Raw genomic sequence first — 21,752 nt, forward strand, 5'->3', positions numbered from 1 at the left:
CGCAACCTTATCATGCTTTATGAAACGCTATCACCACTAAAGCGGCGAACTCAGTTAAATTCTGCGTGAAAGCACATAATTAAGACAGAATATTTTGATTGGCCCATGCAATCGCTTGGACCCTATTTTTGACCGATAGCTTTTTGAATATTTGGTAGAGATGTGATTTGACCGTGAATTCACTGATGAATAAATCTTCCGACATTTGGTTATTCGATGCGCCAGTTTGTAAGCAGCGGAGGATCTGTATTTCGCGGGCGGTTAAGTCTGTAATCACTTGAGCAGTATGGGATTCAAACGCGTAGCGATAGTAGTGCAGTAACTGGCTTACAGCGTGTCTGGGTAGCCAATTTTGTCCGTTAATGATTTCACCAAGCCCAAATGCAATTTTATCTAGGGTGTCATTTTTATAAAATAGCCCCTTTAAATGGCCAAAGGTTAATAAGTCATTCGTGGTTAATCTTTGCAACACATTGATAAGGATCGTTTCATGATGCTGACTGCTTAATGGGCAGTTTCCCAAGCGTTGCTGCAGTAGCGCATAATCGGCATGGTCAATCATCAATATTTTGTGTTTATCTGGACAATACGTTTGGCGCAGGATTTCAGGCTCAATTTTTGGAATGGGCAGTCCAAGCCGAACGGTTAAATGGTCAATATAAGGGTGTTCTTGCTCTTTATCTAAGCAAAGAAAGTAAATGGTGCGGGTATAGTTTGCTTTTCTCATGGTCACTTCCTGTTGACGAGAATGTTAGACAACGGCCTAGAAAATGACGGAAATTAGGTTATAAAGCCAACGAGATAAATAAAATTGCGCTTAGTTTCATATAGTAAGGTAACTGAGTGTTTTGTCATCCTTAAATTAGAGGTGGCGGTTCTAAAAAATAGGAAATTGAACAAGATTGTGAGATGAATTTTGACAACTATTTCTGTGAAGATTTGTGCCTCGCATAAAGCGTGGTATCCTAGTCAGCTATTTAAAGAACACTCATGATGGAAGACGGAGCAAAACATGGCAAGCCGTGGAGTAAATAAAGTTATTTTAGTGGGTAACCTAGGTAACGACCCAGAAATTCGTTATATGCCTGGTGGCGCTGCTGTGGCAAATATCACCATTGCAACGTCAGACTCATGGCGTGATAAAGCAACTGGCGAACAACGCGAAAAAACCGAATGGCACCGTGTTGCGCTGTTTGGCAAATTAGCTGAAGTGGCTGGTGAATACTTGCGTAAAGGTTCACAAGTATACATTGAAGGTCAGCTACAAACTCGTAAGTGGCAAGATCAAAGTGGACAAGATCGTTATACCACCGAAGTTGTCGTACAAGGCTTTAATGGTGTGATGCAAATGTTGGGTGGCCGTGCTCAAGGTGGTGCTCCAGCGCAAGGTGGAATGCCGCAACCACAACAGCAACAAGGTGGCGGATGGGGGCAACCTCAGCAGCCTGCGATGCAAAAGCAACCACAGCAACCACAGCAACAGCAGCAGTCAGCTCCTCAACAGGCTCAACCTCAGTATAATGAGCCACCAATGGATTTTGATGACGACATCCCGTTTTAGCAAAAGAATGCTGAAAAAAGCCGCGAAAACCGCGGCTTTTTTATATAGTTATCACTATTAGTAGCATTTAGTAGCATTTTTAGTAGCATTTTCTTATTTGTCAGCACAGCTTAGTGATCGACAAAATTTACGTTGAAAAGGAATTCAGCATTCATGCGGTATACACCAACACTGAAACTGAGTACTCGGTTAGTGGCTTTTGTTACGCTCATCGTAACCAGTGCAATGTTCATTTTGTTTGTTGGTGGAACTTTGTCTTTTCAACGGCTTGGACAAGAATATCTCAATCACTACCTAGCAGGAATTGTGGAGGTGGTCGATAAAGAAATAGAAGATCCTGATGCTGCTTACTCATTGCAACGTTGGATGCCAAAAATGTTGCAAGCCAGTAGCATTGTTGAAATGCAGCTCTCTTCACCCGCTGGCGTCATTTACCGTTTTAAAGATACCTCATCCAAAGTCGACCCCGCCCGTTTGTACCATATCGATATTATCCTTGAACGTAATCCTGACTACATCATTAGTTTTGAAGCCATTCCTCCCTATCTCAGTTATAACTATTCGTTTGGCGCTATGTGGTCCATCACATTAGCCGTTGGTTTGATCGTGTTTTGTTTGATTCGTGGAGTAAAGTGGCTTAAAGAGCAATTGCTGGGATCTGAATTGTTGGAGGAGCGAGGGCGAATGATTCTCGCCGGTCGAGTTGAGCAATATGCCAAAGGTGATCACCGCGAGTGGCCTTATACGGCGAGTGAGGCGCTCGATGTCCTGATTGATGAGCTACAAGATGCTCGTCAAGAGCGCAGCCGCTTTGATACTTTCATCCGGACCCAAACCTTCTTAGATAAATTGACGGGTACGGCCAACCGTGTCCTTTTCGATAGCAAATTGGAATCAGCCTTGTTAGAAAATGGCGCGCGTGGTGGCGTTTTGCTAGTGCGTATCGATGATTGGGATTCTCTGTGCGAAGAAAATGATAAAAAAGCGGCTGATGATCTCGTCGTGGAAGTCGGTGAGAACATCTCCAACGTCATACAGCGTTACCCAGATGTGATTTTATCGCGTTATTACGATACCGATTTTGCCATTTTTGTGCCACATCAAGGGGTGAAAGAGGTTGCTTCTATTGCCACACAATGCTTGAAGCTTTTAGCGCGCATATCGCCTCCTGAGCCGCTCGATAAAGAAAACTGGTGCCATATAGGTATCAGTATGTACAGCGAAGGCGAGCGGCGTGGCCGAGTGTTGGATGAGGCAGAAACGGCACTAAAAAGTGCTCAGTTACAGCGAGTGAATACATGGAGCCGCTTTAAAAAGAGTACTTTTTTCCAAGAGGAGCGGGGCAGTGTGCGTTGGCGAACTTTGTTTGATCAGGTGCTGACGCCTGAGAAAATAATTTTATTCCGTCAACCTTGCTATTTGCTTGAAAAGACGAATGATTTAGTATGGTTGCATGATGAGTTGTTTGCGCGTATTGATGATCCAGAACAAGGTGTTATAAAAACCTCTCGCTTTCATTCTGCCTTAGAAACGGTTGGTTATGAAATGGTGATGGATCGAGCCGTATTGCTTAAAGTCGTTCGTTTGCTTAAAAGCTCTGAAGTTAAGGCCAATGTGTCAGTGAACTTGCATGTGATTCCATTCGCCGATAAGCAGTATTTTAAGTGGTTCCGGCATGAATTGCTGCAACTGACCTCGAGTAGTAGATCGCAGCTCTCCTTTGAGTTTCCTGAAGGTCGGTTAGTACAGCATCTCGATTATATGCGCCCCGTTATTAAGATGATCTCCGGACTTGGTGCTAAGGTAGTAGTAGGGCAAGCAGGAAGAACCATTGTCAGCACTCACTATATCAAAGACCTTAAGATTGATTTCCTGAAATTGCACCGCAGCTTGATGAAGAAAATCGATCAACGGCATGAGAATCAACTGTTTGTTCGTAGCATGCTTGGTGCTTGTGGCGGTACTCAGACTCAAGTTATCGCGGTCGGTGTCGAAACAGAGCAAGAGTGGCAAACGCTAAAAAACCTAGGCATTCATGGTGGGCAAGGCCGACTGTTTGAAGAAGAACAGCCTTTGTTACCTGAGAAAATAATTAGCCCTAGCGTGACCTTAGGGCGAAGAAATCGTTGGCGTAAAAAATAAAAGCGAACCTATATGAATCTTCAGTCACTGATTGATAAATTAAAACCATCTAAAGCGACGTTGCGGCAATTGTTCGTTGTCGTAAGACCTGATGCGCTCTATTTCTCGGCTCTTGATGATGCGGTTTTGCCGACAGAGCTCCCGCTGAATGGAGAGACCTGGCAGCAAGTACTTTTTCATGCACTTGAGCCACTCAATATTAAAGGCACCATGGTTAACCTCGTCCTACATGCTCATTTTTATCAGACTTATCAAATAGAAAAACCGCAGTTACCCAAACAAGAGTGGTCAGTCGCTCTACCATTTTTATTGAAAGATCTGGTGACAGAGAAAATTACCGATATCATCGCTGATGCTTTCCCATTACCTACTGATAATAAAATTCAAGCTTATGTGGTTTCAAAACGTACGGTATTAGAAGTAGCTTCGCAGTTGAGTTCTATGGGGTTTCTGTTAGGCAAAGTGATTCCCGAAGATGAAGTATGGGCGAGAAGTGCTGGTGAGCTTGAGCATTTTTTGCTGCTACAGCGCAGTAAAAACAGCAGCTTTAAGTTTGACGCATTTGTGGACCGAAAATGCTGTTTTCAACGCACAATGAGAGGGGTTGTCTCTCCCATTACTGGCGTCGCGAGCTCGATTTTACAGCTCGATGGTCTAGCATTAGAACTGCAACGTTCGATTGATTACCTTTCCTCGCAGCTTAAAAGTGCCTCATTACATCAGCTAAAAGTGCTATGTGATGAAGAAGATCAGCAAGAGTTGGTCGATGCATTAAATGAGCGCCTAAGTGTCAAAGTTTCCTTGCTTGATGAGCGGTTACCGAGTTCGGCACATCTGCTGGTGGAGCAAGTGACTCGCATTGACGATTCAATGCTCAATTTATACCCGGCCCATCTGAAGCCGAAGAAAGAGTACTTTTCACTATCCATGGTTTGTGCGGTTTGGAGTGCTGTTGCTTTAGTGATGCTATTCACTTATGCCGGTTATCAATGGCGAAATAGTGAATTAAAACTGCAATTGCAAACCGAACAAGCGCAAAATAAAGCCCTTGCTGCTGAATTAGAAACGACCAAACAGAAAGTAGAGAAACACAAACCATCGCCTGAAAAAATCGCAGCGATTGAGCGTTTAAAAGATCAAATTAAGGCCAAACAAGCCACATTGGATTCAATTAATGAGTTTGACCAATCACAACAGGTCGGTTACTCCGGGGTGATGCGATCGCTAGCCACACTGAGCCGAGATGATATTTCCTTAACGACTATTACCATCCATCATGAGCAGCTCGATTTGCAAGGCTTGGCCAGAGAGGCGAAAGATATTCCAAACTGGTTAAGTCAGTTTAAAAGCGAACTTAACCTAGTGGGACGTAGTTTTGAAAAGTTAAAAATTGCGCGTAATGAGCAAGGCATTCTCATCTTTGAGCTCAAAACCAAAGCGGAGGATAGCCAATGAATTGGCAGAGCATCAGCAACAAATTCTTAGCCATCAGTTCGCGTGAAAAAATGTTGATCGCCTTGTGCGGTTTAGTAGTGATTGCGCTGCTCCTGTTTAGCTTGTTACTCGAACCTGCGATGAAATCGGTGGCGGCTAATCAGTTGCAGCTTCAGTCTGTTGAGCAGATAAACCAGCGCATGCAAGGTGAAATTCTGTTATTGACTGCTAAGCTTAATAAAGACCCGAATCAAGAGATTAACCTAGAATTTAAACAATTAATGGAACAGAGCCAAGCGCTCTCGCTTGAACTATCCGCCTTGGTTGATTCACTGATTACTCCTGCGAAGATGGCGCAATTGCTTGAAAGCGTTTTGGCAACCAGTCCGGATCTCACTTTGGTCTCCATGGAATCATTAGCAGCAGAGCCGATTGCAAATAACAATCAAGCTTCTGAATATTCAGGTTATTATGTTCATCCTGTGAGATTGGAGTTCACTGGTAATTACTTCGCAATATTGAATTATTTGGCCAACTTAGAAAGTTTACCGATGAAGTATTATTGGCGTCATTTCCAATACAAGGTAGAAAACTACCCTCAAGCCAGAGTCATTATGGAAGTGTACACATTAGGCATTAGACAGGAGTTTATTGGTGGTTAGATCCGTTTTTTCACTGCTGTTGATGTGTGTTGTATGCAGTAGTTGGGCAGCGCAAGATCCTACCGCGCCATTAGGTTGGGTAAGTGAGAGTGCATCACCTGCCAATAAGACAGAGAGCTACCCGTTACCAAGGTTGCAAAGTATTGTATGCCAACAAAACATACCTTGTGTGGCAGTACTTAACGATCAAGTCGTTGGCATCGGAGAGTCACTATTTGGCTACACAGTAGAAGCCATTGAACCACAGCAAGTGACTCTTTCTCGCAGAGGAAAAACGTGGAATTTAGGCCTCTTTTCTCTGGACATCAAGCAGTAAGGTATAGAAATCGTATGCGTAAAATCGTATTAGGCATAGTCATCGCATCATTAATGGGCTGTTCTATGGGGCATCGCGATCCAGTTGAGATGAAACAGTCTTTGAATCAGGCGATTAATGAAGCTAACAGCCGAAACCTAGCCGTGCTACCAGCGTCCGTAGAAGCGGACTTGATGCCTGAAATAGAGGGAATCACTACGCGTAGTCAAGAAACGGTCAAACGCTTTCGTATCCAAGCTGATAATGTGGATGCAAGGGTATTTTTTGCCAGTTTAGTGAAAGGAACTGAATTTAGTGCCGCCATCCACCCTGAAGTTACTGGAAATGTAACGGTAAATCTAACCGACGTGACTTTGGATGATGTATTGGCCGTCGTGCGCGACATGTATGGCTATGAAATTATCAAAAAGGGTAAAGTGATTCAGGTTTACCCGTCAGGCCTGCGTACGGTGACTATCCCGGTTGATTATCTACAACTTAAACGTACGGGCCGTTCTTTAACTTCCATCACCACCGGTACGATCACTAATACCGATACCGGTTCTAGTTCCTCGAGTAGTTCTAGCTCAAATTCTAGTTCTAATTCCAATTCGAGTAACTCATCCAGTAATTCTAAAGGTGGAACGGAAATTGAAACCACCAGTGAAAGTGATTTTTGGCCACAACTTGAAAATGCGGTAGCACATTTGATTGGTTCGGGTAGAGGGCAAGGCGTTGTTGTCACTCCACAAGCGAGCGTAATCACTGTGCGAGCCTACCCTGATGAAATACGTGAAGTGCGAGAGTTTCTAGGCATTTCCCAACAGCGTTTGCAGCGACAAGTGATCCTTGAGGCGAAAATTTTAGAAGTCACCTTGAGTGATGGCTACCAGCAAGGGATCAATTGGTCAAATATGTCGTTTGGCAATGGTGACGTCGTGATTAATAAGGTCGGTAGTGCCGCTTCGTTATTGCCGGGGATGGATGCGATTGGCACTCTGCTGCAAGGCCAAACCAATGTCACTATTTCAGATGGCAGTTTTGAAGCCGTGCTCAATTTCATGGGCACTCAGGGTGATTTAAATGTCCTGTCCAGCCCAAGAGTGACCGCGGCTAACAACCAAAAAGCAGTGATCAAAGTCGGTACCGATGAATATTACGTCACCGATGTGACAGGTGTAGTCGGAAATGGCGAGAACTCTAATGTCGCACCAGATGTTCAACTCACGCCATTTTTCTCGGGTATCTCGCTTGACGTGACGCCACAAATTGATGATCAAGGCAATGTGCTATTGCACGTGCACCCTGCTGTGATTGAGGTTGCAGAACAGAATAAACAGATTGACTATGGCGATACAAAGATCATTTTACCATTAGCGCGCAGTACCATCCGCGAATCAGACTCGGTGATCCGCGCGCAAGATGGTGACGTGGTGGTAATTGGCGGATTAATGAAATCCCACACCACTAACCGAGTCTCTAAAGTTCCCTTTTTGGGCGATTTACCTGGCTTGGGGCATCTGTTTCGTAACACCTCTGAGCTGACTGAGAAAACTGAATTAGTGATTTTGCTTAAGCCAACGGTTGTGGGTGTTAATACGTGGCAAAAAGAGCTCGAACGCTCGCGTGAACTACTACAGGAGTGGTTCCCAGACGAAGAATAAACATCATGTATCTTGAACACTTTGGTTTTGAACAACTGCCTTTTCATCTCACGCCTAATACGTCGCTGTTTTTAGGCTTAGCGCCACATTATGAGGCGATTCAGACCGTGAGTGCCGCCATTGATTTAGGCGAAGGGGTGATCAAGATAACCGGAGAAGTCGGAACAGGAAAAACCATGGTGTGCCGCATGTTGATCAATCATTTACATGATCATATGGCACTGATTTACTTACCCAACCCAGCGCTTAATGGTCGAGAACTTAGGCAAGCTGTTGCCAGCGAACTAGGCCTTAGTAAGCAAGATGATGCGGATATTGTTGATCGTATTCAGCAGCAATTGATAGTGCTAAAGCAGCAGGGGAAACGAGTAGTCGCCATTGTTGATGAAGCACAAGCGTTACCAGACGATGCATTAGAAGTGCTGCGTTTATTCGGCAATTTAGAAACAGAATATACAAAGTTGCTGCAACTGGTGTTGATCGGCCAACCAGAGCTCGACGAGCGCTTAGCGCAGCGCCATCTGCGTCAATTTCGCCAACGAATTACTTTTAGCGCTTATCTACGGCCGCTCTCTTTAGATGAAACAGTTGCTTATATCGAGAGCCGCTTGAGCAAAGCTGGAGGCGATGCACAACTATTTAATCTTGAACAGAAAAAAGTGTTGTGGCGAGCCAGTCATGGTATCCCTCGTTTGATTAACCAAGTGTGTCACAAAGCCCTGTTATTGGCTTTTACGCAAAATCGCAGCACGATTCTCAATCATCATCTATTTACAGCGATTCACGATACCTTTGATACCTGTAAACCTAAGTTTAAACGCCCTTTCATATGGGGATGGAGTCAATCATGAGTGCGATAAACGATGCACTATCAAAACTGGCACAAGCGCAAAGCCAGTCGGTGGTGAACTTGCAACCAGCGCAAGTTGCCAAAGTAAAACGCAGCCGCGCTTGGTTGTGGATGGTAGCCGGGTTTGCTGCCAGCTTAGCGGTCGGTGGATGGGCGGTGTCACAGCAGCAAGCTATGGTTAATCAAGCTGCGGTTGACCAAGCTGCGGTTGATCAAACGATGGTTAACCAAACTGCGGTTAACCAGACTGCGGTTAACCAAACTATGGCCAGCCAAACAGGGCCCAATCAAACTATGGTCAGCCAAACAGTAGTCAGTCAAACACTGGCCAATCAAGCGATAGTGAATGAACCTGAGAGCCTGTTGCTAGAGGTTGATGAGCGAAGCTCTTCGCCTGCGCTTGTTTCCCCAACCACCAAAATTGTCACGGAGCATCGCCCTGTTTATCAAACGGCTGCCGTTCCTGTGGCCAAAAAAACGGCAAGTTCAGCGACGCCCATAGTGACGGTTAAACGAGATTCTGCCTTAGCCAATCAACAGCCGCTGCGTTCTAACCGTGCGGTTGCGCTCGGTGCTGAAAGTGGCCAAGAAATCTCAAGTGTTTTAATTGAACAAGTGGATTTGACGCCAGAGCAATTGGCTGGAAAAGCAATGCGGCGCGCCGATAAAGCAGTGGACAGCAATGAGCTCAAAGAAGCGCTGGATGCCTACAGTGAAGTGCTACGCTTTACTCCAGATAATGAACTCGCCCGTCAAAAATTATCCGCGCTCTATTACGGTAAAGGTGATGCACGCAAAGCTTTTGAGATTTTACAAAGCGGTATCAAGCTCAATCATAACGGAGAAAGCTTGCGGATCGCGTTAGCCAAATTACTGATTAAAGAGAAGCAGAGTGAAGCGGCATTAACCCCTTTAGTTCATTTACCTGACAGTGCCTCGATTGACTACCTATCACTGAGAGCTGCATTGGCACAAAAAGCCAAGCAAGATGCAATGGCACTGGAAAGTTATCAACGCTTAGTCAAGCTTGATGCCGATAACGCACGCTGGTGGTTGGGGCTTGCGATAGCACAAGAGCGTAATATGGATTTTCAGGCGGCAAAATATACCTACCAACAAGCGCTTGCGAAAGTTGGCCTTTCGAGTCAGTCGCAACTGTTTATTCGTGATCGCCTAGTCGTACTAAGCAGTTTAGAGGAGAGTGCGAGTGCAAATTAAGCTACGAAAACGCTTAGGTGATCTGCTGGTTGAAGAAGGGATCATCACTGAAAATCAAGTGGAACAAGCGCTCGCTGCGCAAAAACGCAGTGGACGTAAACTAGGTGACACGCTGATCGAACTCGGCTTTTTGTCAGAGCAGCAGATGCTGAGCTTCTTATCACAGCAACTTTCGCTGCCGCTGATCGATCTCAGCCGAGCCAATGTCGATATTGATGCAGTGCAGATCCTCCCGGAGGTACATGCACGCCGTTTACGCGCCTTAATCATTGGCAAAAATGGCGACACGCTGCGCATCGCAATGAGTGATCCGGCGGATCTGTTTGCTCAAGAATCTCTGCTCACTCAATTACCCCAATACAGTTTTGAATTTGTTATTGCTCCAGAAAAACAATTGGTTGAAGGGTTTGATCGTTACTATCGCCGCACCAAAGAGATTGCGTCTTTTGCCGAGCAGCTACAACTGGAACACCAAGGCAATACCGCTTTTGATTTCGATATCGGTGATGATGATAGCGATGAAGTGACCGTTGTTAAGCTCATCAACTCTCTATTTGAAGATGCGATTCAGGTTGGGGCGTCTGATATTCATATCGAACCTGATGCTAACGTATTGCGTTTGCGCCAGCGGATTGATGGGGTATTACACGAAACCCTACTCAATGAAACCAACATCGCTTCGGCTTTAGTGCTGCGTTTAAAATTGATGGCCAATCTCGATATCTCTGAAAAACGCCTCCCACAAGATGGCCGTTTTAATATCCGAGCCAAAGGCCAATCGGTCGATATTCGTATGTCGACCATGCCAGTACAGTACGGTGAGTCGGTGGTGATGCGTTTGCTCAACCAATCATCCGGGGTTCGTAAACTGGAAGAGTCAGGTATTCCTACCGATATTTTACGGCGTTTGCGCCACCAGCTTAAGCGCCCTCACGGCATGATCTTAGTCACTGGTCCAACAGGCTCAGGGAAAACGACGACGCTGTACGGCGCGTTATCAGAGCTCAATGTTCCCGGTAAAAAAATCATTACCGCCGAAGATCCGGTTGAATATCGATTGCCACGCATCAGCCAAGTGCAGATCAACCCTAAAATTAACCTTGATTTCTCAACTGTGCTGAGAACCTTTTTGCGTCAAGACCCGGACATTATTCTAGTCGGCGAGATGCGTGACCAAGAAACGGTTGAAATTGGTTTGCGCGCGGCCTTAACCGGCCACTTAGTGTTGAGCACCTTACACACCAATGATGCTGTTGATAGCGCCTTGCGCATGATGGACATGGGCGCGCCGGGTTATTTAGTGGCCAGCGCTGTGCGGGCGGTGGTTGCCCAACGTTTAGTGCGTAAAGTTTGCCCCGATTGCAAAGCAGCGGATGAGGTTGATGAAGCGCGAAAACAGTGGCTGACGGTGCGTTTCCCTAATCAAATTGAAGCGTCTTTTACGCGTGGGCGTGGTTGCCAACACTGCAATTTGACGGGGTACCGTGGACGAATTGGGGTTTTTGAAATGCTCGAGCTTGAACATGAGATGATGGATGCGCTACGCGCCAACGATGCGGTTAGTTTTGCGCAAGCCGCTCGTCAGTCGAAGCAGTACAAACCGCTGCTAGCTTCGGCGATGGAGTTGGCGCTACAAGGGGTTGTCAGCTTAGATGAAGTGATGAGCTTAGGTGAAGGTGATTCATCCGGCATCATTCAAGCCATCTATTTATAGTTAAGGTTAATCATGCCAACGTATCGTTATCAGGGTCGAAATTTAGACGGTAGCAAAACCTCGGGGCAGGTTGATGCGCCGACGGAAGAGCTCGCGGCAGAAGCGTTATTTAACAAGGGCGTTATTCCGACCTTAATTTCGTCAGACCAAGGGGCTGATTTCTCGATTGATTGGAAATCGCTGTTTACCCCAACGGTGCCACTTGAGGTGCTGGTAATCTTCTGTCGTCAGCTTTACAGCTTGACCAAAGCGGGTGTGCCACTGCTGCGTTCGATGAAAGGACTTATCCAAAATTGTGCTAATAAACAGCTTAAAGAAGCATTGGAAGCGGTCAGTAATGAGCTAACCAACGGGCGCAGTTTATCGAGCTCAATGCAGATGTACCCTAAAGTCTTTAGCCCGTTGTTTGTGTCGATGATCCACGTCGGTGAGAACACAGGGCGGCTTGATGAAGCCTTACTGCAATTGTCTCATTACTACGAGCAAGAAGTCGAAACTCGTAAACGGATCAAAACGGCGATGCGTTATCCGAGCTTTGTCATCAGTTTTATTTTAGTGGCAATGTTTGTACTTAACGTCAAAGTGATCCCACAATTTACTAGCATGTTTAGCCGCTTCGGTGTTGATTTACCGCTGCCAACTCGCATTTTAATGGGTATGTCAGATTTCTTTGTCAACTACTGGCCAGTGATGATAGCAATATTGGTCGGCGGTTTGTTTGCTTTCAGAGCTTGGTTTAGCACAGCCGCAGGGCGTCAAAAATGGGATAAGTTTCGCTTACGCATGCCGATTGTCGGCGGCATAGTGAACCGAGCGCAATTGGCGCGTTTTTCTCGAACATTTGCCTTGATGCTGAAAGCGGGGGTGCCGTTAAACCAATCGATAGCATTATCTGCCGAAGCGTTGGATAACAAATTTCTAGAATCGCGCTTGCTAGAGATGAAAGCAGCCATTGAAGCGGGAACAAGCGTATCCACCACCGCGGTAAACGCCAATATTTTTACTCCATTAGTTATTCAGATGATTTCGGTGGGGGAAGAGACAGGGCGCATTGATGAGTTGCTACTTGAAGTCGCGGACTTCTATGATAGAGAGGTGGATTACGATCTCAAAACCCTCACCGCGCGCATAGAGCCGATTTTATTGGTGATTGTCGCTGCGATGGTGTTGGTGCTGGCACTTGGCATCTTTTTGCCAATGTGGGGAATGCTCGACGCGATCAAAGGATAAAAGGATAAAGGTTGTCAGATGAAAACGGCGATAGAGCGTTCTCAGTTCGCAATTTGGGGGTTGATTGTCTTTGTTCTTTTGATGGCTTTGCTATCAGCATGGAAGTCGATAGAAAAAGAAGCCAATCAAACCGCATTAGCGATGGCGAGCAGTAAAATCGTAGAAAGTGCCAATTTTTATAAGCAAGATTGGTTATTAAAGGGGCGGCCCTCAACTTTAATCGCGAATGGTCGATTACTCAATATGAGTGCAACAGGCTGGGTATTACCATTGGCTGCGAATGAATCAAGTATAAATTGTCGTTATTGGTTAAGCCTGCTATACCCAGATGAACAACTGCTTGAGAGCAAAGTGATTTCAATTGAATCGGCCCATCAAGCGAACCTGTATCAATGTCGCTATGTTTACAGCCAAAAACAGGTGATAACCATTGAGCTTTTAAGGGATAAGTTTACAGTAAGCGTCGATTTTTCAGCATGAGTTTTCGACATAAGCAGTGAAATGGGCACTCGCTCGTAGCGATGCGAGAACAAATGCGTATAATACACGGTAATAACAAAGAGATAGGTAGAGCATGGATAACAAACAAACGGGCTTTTCCTTAGTTGAATTAGTCGTAGTGATTGTGGTTGTCGGCTTATTAGCCGTTGCAGCGCTACCCCGCTTTCTAGATGTCACCGATGAAGCGAAAAAAGCCAGCATCGAAGGGGTTGCCGGTGGTTTTGCTACAGGTGTTCTATCGGCGCGTGCTCAGTGGGAAGCTCAGGCAAGAACCTCTGTGACTTTGGGCTCGGAAAAACAAAACACCGTCAACTATGATGGTGTCAATTTCTGGCTGACTCGCTCTACAGCTAGCAGCGGGGCCACGACAGGTTTTAGGGACGGTTATCCGTTGGCGCTCAATACCGATAATACCAGTTATCCAGCGGCGATTACGGATCAGTCATGTATTGATTTAATGGATAATTTGCTGCAAAACCCACCAAAAGTTGACACAGTCGCTAATGCAGCCAATAACGCTAATGTAAAATATTCAGCACAAGCCGATGACGGTCAAGCCACTTGCACTTATGTGCAAAAAGAGGGCGGAACCGCGCACCAGTTTGTGTATGAGATAAAAACTGGTCGTGTGACCGTCACTTTGCAGTAAGTCTGCGCATTGATTAAAACATAGAGAGAAAGTAACTATGAAAAGACAAAACGGTTTCACCCTAATCGAACTTGTGGTTGTGATTGTCATTCTCGGCATTCTCGCCGTCACCGCCGCACCACGTTTTTTGAATTTTCAGGGAGATGCACGTAAAGCTTCCTTGCAGGGTTTAAAAGGTGCAATTGATGGGGCCGCGGGTATTGTTTATGGTAAAGCAGCATTGGCAGGTCTGGAAAAATCGGCTTCGGGAGCTGTAGATAATGTTCAGATTATTCATGGTTATCCTAAAGCTAGCAGTGATGGAATTGGTAATGCAGTAGTTGGTCTTAATTCAGACTGGAACGTAGCTACCAGTGGCGCCACTTCAATTACATATGGTTTTAAATCAAACACAAGTACAACATGTGCTGTTACTTATAATCAAGCTACTAGCAGTGCGGTGTATTCTACAGCAGTGACTGATGATGGCTGCTAATACTAAAGGCCAGCGTTGCTGGCCTTTACTTTATCTATAACGAGAGTTATTTCTCATCCACAAAAGTCAGTAAAACTTAAGCCCACTACGGGAATTTCTTATATACTTTAAGCACTTGTTTTTTCGCTAGAGGTATAAAATGCAGCAACATTTGGCAGCGCGGCGTGGTTTTACGTTGATCGAACTGGTCGTGGTGATTGTGCTGCTGGGCATTGTTGCTGTGTACGCAGCAAGCCGTTATACCGGTATCTCCTCCTTTTCAAGCGTGACTACACAAAGCGAAGTGTTGGCCTCACTGCGTTTGACCCAAAACCGCGCCATGCAGCGCACCGACCTCTGTAATCGCTGGTTGGTCAGCAATAATCAAGCGCAGCAAGTATCTCCTTCCGTTTCTGCTGGTGCTTGCACCACTTCACTACCAAGTACGCTTGCAGACAGCAGTTTTGTCGATGCTGCGGCGAACGATATCACCCTGACGTTAACCAATAATGATGGTAGCCATTTTTTAGATTTTGATAGTTTAGGTCGCGCCGCGCAGTGCTTAACCGCAAACTGCACCGTTACCTTAAATAATCTGCAATCGGGTGAATCTCGCCAAGTGTGCATCAATAGCGAGGGGTACATTTATGCGTGTTAACGCGCCGCGCGGGTTTACTCTCATTGAGATGATCATCGTTATCACGGTAACGGCAATAGCCATGACAGGCATCACGGCCGCGCTTTATCCTCGCTCGCAACAAAGCGCTGAACAGGTGCTAGCAGTAAAAGCCGCCGAGTTAGGCCGCGCGGTTATGGATGAAGTGATGGGCCGAGCCTTTGACCAAAACTCCGGCCCTAATGGTGGATTGCCTGAGTGTTTACTTAGCGGAGCTGTAGAGGAAATGTGCACTGCCCACGACGATCTGGGTAAGGATGGCGAAGCGAGCATTAACCAATACAACGATGTCGATGATTTTATCACGGCTCAGCCAAGGCCAATTGAAGATGTGCTCGGCACACTGTTAGATACGAGCAGTTATCGAGGTTTTACTGTGACGATTGCGGCGTTTTATGAGCAGGACAGTGGTGGGCAACTCAGCGGAGTGAACGCTAATCAACGGACTCACTATAAGCGGGTTTCTGTGGTGATCATTGACCCGAAGGGTAATCGCTACCCATTTGCGGCGATTAAGGGCAATTTCTGATGCGTGGTTTTACCCTGATTGAAATGGTGATTACGATTATTCTGTTGTCGGTAGTCGGGTTATTTTTAGGCTCTGTGATCCGCCAAAGTATGGGTATTTATGTTGATACCACCGCCCGCGAAGCTTTGATCCAACAAGGGCGCTTTGTTACTGAGCGGCTGAGCCGAGAACTGCGTGAAGCGGTGCCAAACAGCGTGTTGGTGGAAAATGGTTGCATTGAGTTTTTGCCGATCACTGACAGCGCGATCTACAGCGAGCTGCCAACCGTGCAATCGCCTTCGGCTGCGGTGCGTTTACTGCCGATCGACAAAAAGGTACTCAATGGCGATCGTCTGGTCGTGTTTCCAACCAACGCCGCTTCGCTACGCCAAACGCCAAGTGCAAGCGGGCAAACAGCGCAAGTAAACGCAGATGTTGATTTTACGCCACCCAACGACGCGATCATGGTTGATGTAGCCTTGACACAACCGACTGGGTTTGTAATTCAATCGCCAGCTAAGCGAGTCTATTTTTATCGCACGCCAGTGGCTTTTTGTTATCAGAACAGTCGTATTTATCGTTACGTGGATTACGCGCTTAATCGCAGTGCGCTCAGCCCTGAGCAGCTTGGCACTCCAGTATTGATGGCTGAAAACATTAGCCAAGCCAACTTTCACGTCACGCAGCCAGAGCTACAACGCAACGGCTTAGTGAAAATTGAACTGACATTTTCCGACCGCGGCGAGGAGGTAAAGTTTGACCATGATGCGCTTATCTACAACACGCCGTAAACAGCAAGGCAGCGGCTTAGTATTGGTCATCTTTATCATTGTGGTGGTCGGCTTTGTTGCATCGGTCGCTAACCGTAATCAACAGCGCAATAGCCAGCAGTTGGTTTCGATGGTGTTAGGGACAAGAGCTGAAATGGCGGCGCGATCGGCAGCTAACATTGCTATTAGTCGCTACTACCAAAATGACGCCAATAGTAGCTGTCGCGGGGTTGAGCAAAATGTTCAGCTTGTTCCACCGGATTACACACCGGTAACAAGGAACTTCGTTTTTCAAGGCGATGGGTTGGACCAATGTAGCGTGACGCTTAGCTGCCTATTTATTGGTAAAGTGGATGATGCTGGCGCTGTCTATCAACTGACTTCAACCGGGCGTTGTCAGGCTGGCGATTGGACGTTGCAGCGAGTCATCGAAGTGGGGGTGAAAAGTGAATAGATCGTTAGTTAAAACGCTCGTGGGGTGTTTGGTACTGCTGCCTGCTTGCGCTTGGTCGTTTCAGAATATCGATCAAACCATTTATTTCCCGAGCGTAGCTCAAGGGCATGGTAGTTGTAGCTTTGCACCAAATCCTCAGTTTATTCAAAACGATAGTGCAAGAATTAGCGGGACGAATGATTCGATTGTCGATTTCTGTTCCATCAATTCCACGTCAGAACGTATCAATGCACGCTGTGATAATAATCTTTGTCAGGTTTCTGGTAATACCGTCCCCTCACTGACACTTAGCGGTATTAATCAATTCAAACCTTCCTCGAATACGAGTACGCAAATTAACGGATGTCAGAGCGGGCAGAGTTTACAAGTCACGCAATCCAATCATGGGCGTATCGAGTTATATCAGGCCTGTACTTTAACTTTTAGCAATCAGACCGAATATAAAGTGAAATCACTCACTGCGGGAGGTGGAGCTACGGTTGTTCTTCCTTCGGCGGATTATTGGATTGAGTCTCTAGAATTAAACCAAGGTAGTCAGATAATTGTTGATGGCGACGTACGTCTTTTTATCCAAAATAGTTCCGACTGGACTGGTGCTCAGATTAATGTGTCTGGTTCAGGAAGCTTGACGATTGTTGGTTATAACAACATAACGCTGAATGAAGCAAATCAAGTGAATGCCTATCTTTATGTCGGTGGCACCTTGACGCTCCATAAAACATCGATAGTCAATGGCCGTACGACAAGCCGTCGATTAATGATGGAGGGGAATACTCAGATCAATCAAAATGAGCAGCAAGGCTATGCTTGTTTTGAGGATGATTTTAACCGCTCCTCGCTTGGTCAGAATTGGATCCCTTATACTAGTACTGGTAGCTTTACGCCGAGTTTGATCAGTAATCGCTTACGTTTAACTGAGGATCGAAATAACCAAGCAACCGCAGTGACTTACCAACGAATTTTCCCAGCGGCTGGCAATTTAGTTACTGTTGAGTTTGATTACTATGCGTGGGCTAATTTAACTGGTAATGGTGCTGATGGGGTGTCGGTTATTTTTTCGGATGCCGAGATTATTCCCAGAACAGGTGGTTTTGGCGGCTCTTTAGGGTATGCACCCACCACAAGTTCCAATCCAATTAAGCCGGGTTTTGCTGGAGGTTGGCTTGGGGTTGGTTTGGATGAATGGGGAAATTATTCCAACCCAACAGAGGGGAGAATCGGGGGGCCTGGTTTTCGTCGCCAAGCCGTTGCTATTCGAGGCTCTGAAGCCGCAAGTTACCGCTATCTAGTAGGAACTGCCGCTAATTTGAACCCCAAGCTGGATGTACGTCGTACTTGTCAATGGTGGGGCTGTTCTTTCCCGGGGCCAGGTCCTGGGCATCGCTATTTCATCACCATCGATTCACGAAATAATAACGCGGTTTATGTTCGTGTGGATCGTCTGGTGAATGGCAATATGCAGACAGTTATCGATTGGTTTAATGTGTTATCGAATCCTAATCAAGGTGCGACACCCGAAGAGTTCTTACTTTCTCTTGCAGGCTCAACGGGTGGATCAGTTAATAACCATGAGATTGAAAACTTTAAGGTTTGTGCCTTGAAGTCTCGTGACGTCGGGGAGCAGGTTGATCATTTTCGTTTTACTTTACCATCGTCAGATGGGCTAACTTGTAACGCCGCTGATGTACAAATACAAGCTTGTGCAAATAGCAGTTGTAGTGAGCTTTACCTGCAGCCGGTCACCGCGACTTTACTACCGAATTCATTACCTTCTGCGAGCGGTGGATGGCAAGGTGGCTCCCAAGTTAATATGACGAATGGTATTGCCAACCTGAAGCTTCGTAAAAATAGCGCAGGAAATGTAACTGTGGGGCTTCAGAGCTCAGTACCTAGTGCGAAACCTTTTTCGACCAATCTTTGTCGATATGGTAGTGGTGGATATTCTGCCCAAAATTGTACACTCAATTTCGTTGACAGTGGTTTCATTTTGGATGTACCCAATTCCTACGCCAATCAATCGGTAACTGGGACCATTAAAGCGGTACGAAAAGATAACGCTTCACAACTGTGTTTGCCTAGTTTTCAAAATGTACAAAAACCCGTTTCCTTTTGGAGTGATTACTTGAGCCCTAATGGGGGGCAAGGTTTTAGCGCTTTATCGGTTGGTGTGAATAGTGTGGCGGTAGGGCAGTCATCCAATACTGCGACGCCAGTGGTGCTCAATTTCAACCAAAACGGTGAGGCGAGCATTAACGTCTCCTATCGTGAGGCTGGTCGCCTTGCTTTGAATGCTCGTTTAACGGGAAGTGGTGATGAGCAGGATTTGCTTTTAGAAGGGCAAGGCATTTTTACCCGAGTTCCTCGTGCTTTAGTGCTTAGCGCCAATCACTCTTATAACTTAGCTCATCCAGATGGAAAGTGCTCTGCTGCTGACTTAAGCTGTTTGGTTTTTGCAAGGGCTGGGGAAGGATTTAATCTTAATATCAAAGCGGTGGCGGCTGAGCCCAATGAAGATAATGATTTTACCAATAATTTGAGTTTAACTAATTACCAACAGCAATCAATAACTCTGGATCATGTACTGAGAGAGCCAGCGAGTGGTTCTGCTGGTTCTATTGGTACACTAAATTACGATCATGAGCTGGGAGAGGTGACAACCGTTCAACAGAGTGTGACTGAAGTCGGGGTGTTTGATTTTTTATTAGCCTCGCCCACATCCTACCTTGGCTTAGATTTAACTGCGGCTAATTTGCCGATCTCGGTCGCCTCAACGGGGTATATTGGCCGCTTTACTCCCTATTATTTACACCTAGAGGGTAATACCCCTAGTTTTTCTCAAGCATGTAGTACTTTCACTTATTTAGGGCAGGCAATGAAATTTGATCGGTTACCTGAAATTTCGGTAGCAGGACGATTTTATGATGAATTGGGTACTAATGGCGAAGGTGAGACGGAGAATTATAAGATTGGTAGCTGGTGGCGATACAGTAATCCTTGGCTCTATCGAAATTTTTCAGCGCAAAGTTCAGGTTTTAATATCACTGATACACAAACACCGGGATTATTAAACCCGCAAGAGGGATTTGCTTGGCCGGGAAGTGTGGTGATTGATGCAAGTAACTTTATTGCTCGGCTTGAAAATGCTCAAATTCGCTATGACAAGCCTTACGCTCCGGTAGAGCCTATCGCTGAGGGAGTGATTTTACACCTCTCAATTGATGATACGAAAGATTTAGACGATGTGTGTTATCAAACCAGCGCTGGTTCGGGGTGTATTGGCTATCATTTTCCATCTTCAGAGAGTCAGAATCAGCGCTGGGGAAAACTGGTGATCCACGACACTTATGGCCCAGAAACGAGTGGCTTAAGTCAAGCGGTTACCAGTGAATACTTCACCTCAAATAGCTTTGTTTTAAATAAAGCTGACAGTTGTACCAGTCTCCCCACAATTGATGATTTTGTTTTCAATTCCTCTGATTTTACTGTGCTGAAAAATGGCACACCGATACCGCCAGAAGTAAAAGTGACATTGGCTGGTGATTTAAGTTCTGGAGAGAGCAGTGTGGATTATACTCCGCCAGGTTCGGCGAATACTGGTGTTGTCGTGAACAGCTACAATCTTTCAACTTTGTTACCTTGGTTACGTGTTGATGCTGATTCTAATGATAGCTTTGAAGACAGTATCTCAGGCCGAGTACAATTTGGATTGTACCGAGGCAGCGACCGGGTAATCTGGTGGCGTGAAAAAAATTAACCGGATAATTCACACAAATTCATGGAGATTTTTCTACCTAAGTTAGGAATCTGTTAGAAATTGCGTGTTTCAGTCCATGTTTATGCGTCAACGCCTTGCTGTGATCGCAAGGCATTGGTACATTTAGTGCAATTTTCTATCTTCTAATTCTTGCAGGACGAGCGAAGAATATGTTCAAAAAACTGCGTGGCATGTTTTCCAACGATCTATCGATCGATTTAGGTACCGCCAATACTCTTATATACGTTAAAGGACAAGGTATTGTCCTCGACGAGCCTTCCGTTGTTGCTATTCGCCAAGATAAAGGTCGTGGTGGAAAAAGCGTTGCTGCTGTCGGTCATGCCGCTAAGCAGATGCTTGGTCGTACGCCGGGGAATATTTCTGCAATTCGTCCGATGAAAGACGGCGTGATTGCGGATTTCTACGTGACCGAAAAAATGTTGCAACACTTCATTAAGCAGGTGCATGACAACAGTGTCCTCAAACCAAGCCCTCGCGTTCTGGTGTGTGTGCCTTGCGGCTCCACCCAAGTTGAACGCCGTGCGATTCGTGAATCAGCACTCGGTGCTGGCGCGCGTGAAGTCTATTTGATTGATGAGCCTATGGCGGCGGCCATCGGTGCTGGTCTGCGTGTTTCTGAACCAACGGGTTCAATGGTGGTCGATATCGGTGGTGGTACGACTGAAGTTGCCGTTATTTCCTTGAACGGTGTGGTTTACTCTTCCTCTGTGCGTATCGGCGGTGACCGTTTTGATGAAGCGATCATCAATTATGTGCGTCGTAACTACGGCAGCTTAATCGGTGAAGCGACCGCAGAGAAAATCAAACATGAGATTGGCTCGGCTTACCCCGGCGATGAAGTGATGGAGATTGAAGTTCGTGGTCGTAACCTTGCTGAAGGGGTTCCTCGTAGCTTTACTCTTAACTCCAATGAAATCTTAGAAGCACTGCAAGAACCGCTTTCCGGTATTGTTTCTGCGGTGATGGTTGCGCTTGAACAGTGCCCGCCAGAGCTTGCTTCTGATATCTCAGAAAATGGTATGGTATTAACCGGTGGCGGAGCGCTGCTTAAAGATATTGATCGCCTCTTGACCGAAGAAACGGGAATACCAGTTGTGGTTGCCGATAATCCTCTAACCTGTGTTGCCCTTGGTGGTGGTAAAGCGTTGGAAATGATCGATATGCACGGTGGCGACCTATTTAGCGAAGAATAATG

20 protein-coding genes are annotated in these 21,752 nt (G+C 45.9%); 19 read left to right on the top strand and 1 reads right to left on the bottom strand.

What is annotated here, in order from left to right:
* Positions 1–79 precede the first annotated feature (79 nt).
* Complete coding sequence (locus tag CCZ37_RS01475) at positions 80–727, bottom strand: LuxR C-terminal-related transcriptional regulator (RefSeq protein ID WP_167372363.1); 648 nt, start codon at positions 725–727, stop codon at positions 80–82.
* 285 nt (positions 728–1,012) lie between these two features.
* On the opposite strand from CCZ37_RS01475, the gene CCZ37_RS01480 reads away from it, so the two are divergent.
* The 19 genes from CCZ37_RS01480 to CCZ37_RS01570 all read left to right on the top strand — a co-directional run bounded on the left by CCZ37_RS01480 (position 1,013) and on the right by CCZ37_RS01570 (position 21,750).
* Positions 1,013–1,561, top strand: coding sequence for a single-stranded DNA-binding protein (locus tag CCZ37_RS01480; protein WP_094499568.1), 549 nt, complete (start codon positions 1,013–1,015; stop codon positions 1,559–1,561).
* A 153-nt stretch (positions 1,562–1,714) separates the two neighbouring features.
* Positions 1,715–3,703, top strand: coding sequence for an RNase E specificity factor CsrD (csrD, locus tag CCZ37_RS01485; RefSeq protein WP_167372364.1), 1,989 nt, complete (start codon positions 1,715–1,717; stop codon positions 3,701–3,703).
* A gap of 12 nt (positions 3,704–3,715) precedes the next feature.
* Positions 3,716–5,158, top strand: coding sequence for an MSHA biogenesis protein MshI (locus CCZ37_RS01490; RefSeq protein WP_094499570.1), 1,443 nt, complete (start codon positions 3,716–3,718; stop codon positions 5,156–5,158).
* Positions 5,155–5,799, top strand: coding sequence for a type II secretion system protein GspM (gspM, locus tag CCZ37_RS01495; RefSeq protein ID WP_094499571.1), 645 nt, complete (start codon positions 5,155–5,157; stop codon positions 5,797–5,799). The genes CCZ37_RS01490 and gspM overlap by 4 nt, the downstream gene beginning before the upstream one ends.
* The gene (locus tag CCZ37_RS01500; RefSeq protein WP_033197482.1) at positions 5,789–6,115 is read left to right on the top strand and encodes an MSHA biogenesis protein MshK; all 327 of its coding nucleotides are present in this window, start codon (positions 5,789–5,791) and stop codon (positions 6,113–6,115) included. The genes gspM and CCZ37_RS01500 overlap by 11 nt, the downstream gene beginning before the upstream one ends.
* A 14-nt stretch (positions 6,116–6,129) precedes the next feature.
* Entirely contained in the window at positions 6,130–7,758 is a 1,629-nt protein-coding gene (gene mshL / locus CCZ37_RS01505; protein ID WP_094499572.1) for a pilus (MSHA type) biogenesis protein MshL, read from the top strand.
* A 5-nt stretch (positions 7,759–7,763) separates the two neighbouring features.
* Positions 7,764–8,609: an ExeA family protein gene (locus CCZ37_RS01510; RefSeq protein ID WP_167372365.1), complete on the top strand. Its 846-nt coding sequence runs from the start codon at positions 7,764–7,766 to the stop codon at positions 8,607–8,609.
* Positions 8,606–9,826: a tetratricopeptide repeat protein gene (locus CCZ37_RS01515; protein WP_094499574.1), complete on the top strand. Its 1,221-nt coding sequence runs from the start codon at positions 8,606–8,608 to the stop codon at positions 9,824–9,826. The genes CCZ37_RS01510 and CCZ37_RS01515 overlap by 4 nt, the downstream gene beginning before the upstream one ends.
* Positions 9,816–11,540, top strand: a complete 1,725-nt coding sequence (gene mshE, locus CCZ37_RS01520) for an MSHA fimbrial ATPase MshE (RefSeq protein WP_010320590.1) — start codon at positions 9,816–9,818, stop codon at positions 11,538–11,540. Before CCZ37_RS01515 ends, mshE begins: the two co-directional genes overlap by 11 nt.
* Positions 11,541–11,552: 12 nt before the next feature.
* Positions 11,553–12,770 (top strand): type II secretion system F family protein, encoded by a 1,218-nt coding sequence (locus tag CCZ37_RS01525; RefSeq protein ID WP_094499575.1) that lies wholly within the window; start codon positions 11,553–11,555, stop codon positions 12,768–12,770.
* 18 nt (positions 12,771–12,788) lie between these two features.
* On the top strand, positions 12,789–13,250 hold the full coding sequence (locus tag CCZ37_RS01530) for an MSHA biogenesis protein MshF (RefSeq protein ID WP_094499576.1): 462 nt from the start codon (positions 12,789–12,791) through the stop codon (positions 13,248–13,250).
* 94 nt (positions 13,251–13,344) lie between these two features.
* On the top strand, positions 13,345–13,920 hold the full coding sequence (locus tag CCZ37_RS01535) for a prepilin-type N-terminal cleavage/methylation domain-containing protein (protein WP_094499577.1): 576 nt from the start codon (positions 13,345–13,347) through the stop codon (positions 13,918–13,920).
* Between the two features lie 37 nt (positions 13,921–13,957).
* Positions 13,958–14,395: a prepilin-type N-terminal cleavage/methylation domain-containing protein gene (locus tag CCZ37_RS01540; RefSeq protein WP_094499578.1), complete on the top strand. Its 438-nt coding sequence runs from the start codon at positions 13,958–13,960 to the stop codon at positions 14,393–14,395.
* Positions 14,396–14,534: 139 nt separating this feature from the next.
* Positions 14,535–15,032 (top strand): prepilin-type N-terminal cleavage/methylation domain-containing protein, encoded by a 498-nt coding sequence (locus CCZ37_RS01545; protein ID WP_047688145.1) that lies wholly within the window; start codon positions 14,535–14,537, stop codon positions 15,030–15,032.
* Positions 15,022–15,579 carry a type II secretion system protein gene (locus CCZ37_RS01550; protein WP_208613924.1) on the top strand — a complete coding sequence of 186 codons (558 nt, stop codon included), beginning with the start codon at positions 15,022–15,024 and terminating at the stop codon, positions 15,577–15,579. The genes CCZ37_RS01545 and CCZ37_RS01550 overlap by 11 nt, the downstream gene beginning before the upstream one ends.
* Positions 15,579–16,349, top strand: a complete 771-nt coding sequence (locus CCZ37_RS01555; protein ID WP_094499580.1) for a PilW family protein — start codon at positions 15,579–15,581, stop codon at positions 16,347–16,349. The genes CCZ37_RS01550 and CCZ37_RS01555 overlap by 1 nt, the downstream gene beginning before the upstream one ends.
* Entirely contained in the window at positions 16,321–16,782 is a 462-nt protein-coding gene (locus CCZ37_RS01560; RefSeq protein WP_094499581.1) for an MSHA biogenesis protein MshP, read from the top strand. The genes CCZ37_RS01555 and CCZ37_RS01560 overlap by 29 nt, the downstream gene beginning before the upstream one ends.
* Positions 16,775–20,536, top strand: a complete 3,762-nt coding sequence (locus tag CCZ37_RS01565) for a DUF6701 domain-containing protein (protein ID WP_094499582.1) — start codon at positions 16,775–16,777, stop codon at positions 20,534–20,536. The genes CCZ37_RS01560 and CCZ37_RS01565 overlap by 8 nt, the downstream gene beginning before the upstream one ends.
* A gap of 170 nt (positions 20,537–20,706) precedes the next feature.
* Positions 20,707–21,750, top strand: coding sequence for a rod shape-determining protein (locus CCZ37_RS01570; RefSeq protein ID WP_013857874.1), 1,044 nt, complete (start codon positions 20,707–20,709; stop codon positions 21,748–21,750).
* Positions 21,751–21,752: the final 2 nt, after the last annotated feature.

Source organism: Vibrio qinghaiensis (assembly GCF_002257545.1).
Classification (GTDB): Bacteria; Pseudomonadota; Gammaproteobacteria; order Enterobacterales; family Vibrionaceae; genus Vibrio; species Vibrio ordalii.

What these genes read in the sequence shown, in the direction of transcription:
- CCZ37_RS01475 (WP_167372363.1), bottom strand. Translation starts at nt 727, where the DNA reads ATGAGAAAAGCAAACTATACCCGCACCATTTACTTTCTTTGCTTAGAT.
- CCZ37_RS01480 (WP_094499568.1), top strand. Translation starts at nt 1,013, where the DNA reads ATGGCAAGCCGTGGAGTAAATAAAGTTATTTTAGTGGGTAACCTAGGT.
- csrD (WP_167372364.1), top strand. Translation starts at nt 1,715, where the DNA reads ATGCGGTATACACCAACACTGAAACTGAGTACTCGGTTAGTGGCTTTT.
- CCZ37_RS01490 (WP_094499570.1), top strand. Translation starts at nt 3,716, where the DNA reads ATGAATCTTCAGTCACTGATTGATAAATTAAAACCATCTAAAGCGACG.
- gspM (WP_094499571.1), top strand. Translation starts at nt 5,155, where the DNA reads ATGAATTGGCAGAGCATCAGCAACAAATTCTTAGCCATCAGTTCGCGT.
- mshL (WP_094499572.1), top strand. Translation starts at nt 6,130, where the DNA reads ATGCGTAAAATCGTATTAGGCATAGTCATCGCATCATTAATGGGCTGT.
- CCZ37_RS01510 (WP_167372365.1), top strand. Translation starts at nt 7,764, where the DNA reads ATGTATCTTGAACACTTTGGTTTTGAACAACTGCCTTTTCATCTCACG.
- CCZ37_RS01515 (WP_094499574.1), top strand. Translation starts at nt 8,606, where the DNA reads ATGAGTGCGATAAACGATGCACTATCAAAACTGGCACAAGCGCAAAGC.
- CCZ37_RS01525 (WP_094499575.1), top strand. Translation starts at nt 11,553, where the DNA reads ATGCCAACGTATCGTTATCAGGGTCGAAATTTAGACGGTAGCAAAACC.
- CCZ37_RS01530 (WP_094499576.1), top strand. Translation starts at nt 12,789, where the DNA reads ATGAAAACGGCGATAGAGCGTTCTCAGTTCGCAATTTGGGGGTTGATT.
- CCZ37_RS01535 (WP_094499577.1), top strand. Translation starts at nt 13,345, where the DNA reads ATGGATAACAAACAAACGGGCTTTTCCTTAGTTGAATTAGTCGTAGTG.
- CCZ37_RS01540 (WP_094499578.1), top strand. Translation starts at nt 13,958, where the DNA reads ATGAAAAGACAAAACGGTTTCACCCTAATCGAACTTGTGGTTGTGATT.
- CCZ37_RS01545 (WP_047688145.1), top strand. Translation starts at nt 14,535, where the DNA reads ATGCAGCAACATTTGGCAGCGCGGCGTGGTTTTACGTTGATCGAACTG.
- CCZ37_RS01550 (WP_208613924.1), top strand. Translation starts at nt 15,022, where the DNA reads ATGCGTGTTAACGCGCCGCGCGGGTTTACTCTCATTGAGATGATCATC.
- CCZ37_RS01555 (WP_094499580.1), top strand. Translation starts at nt 15,579, where the DNA reads ATGCGTGGTTTTACCCTGATTGAAATGGTGATTACGATTATTCTGTTG.
- CCZ37_RS01560 (WP_094499581.1), top strand. Translation starts at nt 16,321, where the DNA reads ATGATGCGCTTATCTACAACACGCCGTAAACAGCAAGGCAGCGGCTTA.
- CCZ37_RS01570 (WP_013857874.1), top strand. Translation starts at nt 20,707, where the DNA reads ATGTTCAAAAAACTGCGTGGCATGTTTTCCAACGATCTATCGATCGAT.